Genomic DNA, 2,044 nt, shown 5'->3' on the forward strand with positions numbered 1-2,044 from the left:
AGCAGGAGGTGTTTGGCGCCGTGTCGGGTGATGAGGTGTCGTGCGGTGAGGCTGCCGAGGGTGCCGGTGCCGCCGGTGATCAGGATGGTGCCGTTCGGGTCGAGCGGGCGCGCGGTCGGTGCGTCGGGAGCCGGGTTCGGTGTCAGCCGGGTGAGCCGGGGGACGAGCACGGTGCCTGCACGCAGGGCGATCTGTGGCTCATCGGTGGCCAGGGCCGCGGCGAGTGCGGAGGCGGCGCGTTCGCCGTCCGTGTCGGTTTCGATGTCGACGAGGGTGAACCGGTCCGGATTCTCCGCCTGCGCGGTTCGGACGAGGCCCCATTGGGCGGCGGCGGCCAGGCTGTGGATGTCCGCGTCGGCCGTGGTGGCGACGGCGTTCCGGGTGACGAGGATGAGGCGGCTGTCGGCGAGACGATCCTCCGCGAGCCAGTCCCGGACCAACGCGAGCGTGTCGCGAGTGGCGGCACCTACGCCCGCCGGCGTGTCGTCGGATGGCTCGATGGCCGCGACGACGGTTTCGGGGACCGGGGCGTCCTCGGGTAGCCCCGCCAGAAGTGCCGCGAGTGTGGGCCGGATCGCCTCCGCCTTCGCGGCGAGCGGGTGGGTGTCGGCCGCGAGCAGGGTCCAGGCCGCGGCGGGCACGTCGGTCGGCAGCCCGGCGGCGGGGTTCCAGACGACGTGGTGCAGGTGGTTTCCGGCGGTGGGTCCGGAGCGCAACTGCCGGGTGTCGGTGGGCCGGAGGGTTAGGGCGTCGATGGTGGCGACGGGCGTGCCGGCGCGGTCGGTGAGGGCGAGCCTCGCGGTGTGCTCGGCCGTGGTCGTCACCTGTACGCGCAGTGTGGTCGCACCGCTCGCGTGCAGGCGGGCGCCTGTCCAGGCGAAGGGGAGCTGGATGCGCTCGGGGTCGTCGGCGAGCGCGATCAGCGCTAGCGTGTGCAGCGCCGCGTCCAAGAGCGCGGGATGCAGGCCGAACCCGTCCGGGGTGACGCCGTCCGGCAGAGCCACCTCGGCGTACAGGTCGCCCCCGGACCGCCAGGCGGCCCGCAATCCCCGGAACACCGGTCCGTAGGACAGCCCGTGTGTGGCGAGCGAGGCGTACGCGTCGGCGAGGTCGATCGGCGTCGCGTGCTCGGGCGGCCATACCTCGTGTTGCTCGACCAGGTCGCGCGGATCCACCGGCGTGCCGGCCGCGAGCGTGCCGACCGCGTGCCGTGTCCAGGCTTCGGCGTGGTCGGCCGGGAGGCCGGGTTCCGCGTCGTGTTCGCTCCGCGAGTGGATCGTGATCGATCGCCGGCCGGTCTCGTCCGGACCACCCACCGCGATCTGGATCAACACGCCGGCACTCTCGGGAAGCACGAGCGGGGCTTCGAGGGTGAGATCCTCCACGACGTCGAGTCCGACGTGGTCGCCGGCCCGGATCGCCAGGTCGACGAACGCGGCCCCGGGCAACAGGGGTGTGTCCACAATCGCGTGATCGGCCAGCCACGGCTGCGCGCGCAGCGACAGGCGGCCGGTGAACAACAGCCCGTCGCCGTCCGCGGGGGCGATCGCCGCTCCCAGCAGGGCGTGCCCGGCGGCGTACAGACCGGCGGACGTCACGTCGCTCCCGCCGGCCGGCGCCGCCAGCCAGTACCGCTCATGCTGGAACGGATACGTGGGAAGCCCGACGGCGGACTCGCCTGCCGTGAGCAGCGAAGTCCAGTCCGGTAGCCCGTCGAGCAGGCGGGTGTGCGCGACGGCGGCGGTGAACGTGTCCGGCTCGCCGTGCTTGCGGCGCAGGGTCGGGATGAAGACGGATTCCCGACCGGCCGAGGACTGGTCCGCCTGCCGGAGGTCGTCGATCGTCTCCTGCGCGAGGGTGGTGAGGGTGGTGTCGGGTCCCAACTCCAGGTAGGTGGTGACGTTTTGGTGGTGGAGGGTGGTGATGCCGTCGTGGAAGTGGACGGCGTTGCGGATGTGGTTGGTCCAGTAGGTGGGGTCGGTGAGTTGTTCGGTGGTGGCGATGGTGCCGGTGGTGTTGGAGATCAGTGGGGTGTGTGGGGGGT

1 protein-coding gene is annotated in these 2,044 nt (G+C 72.3%); it reads right to left on the reverse strand.

Features of this window, described 5'->3' with window-relative positions; genetic code table 11:
• Window positions 1–2,044 (reverse strand): polyketide synthase dehydratase domain-containing protein (locus ACZ4FV_RS52140; RefSeq protein WP_465328498.1); only part of this gene is annotated, 2,044 nt, incomplete at both ends.

The sequence above is a fragment of the Embleya sp. NPDC025285 genome (assembly GCF_055558835.1).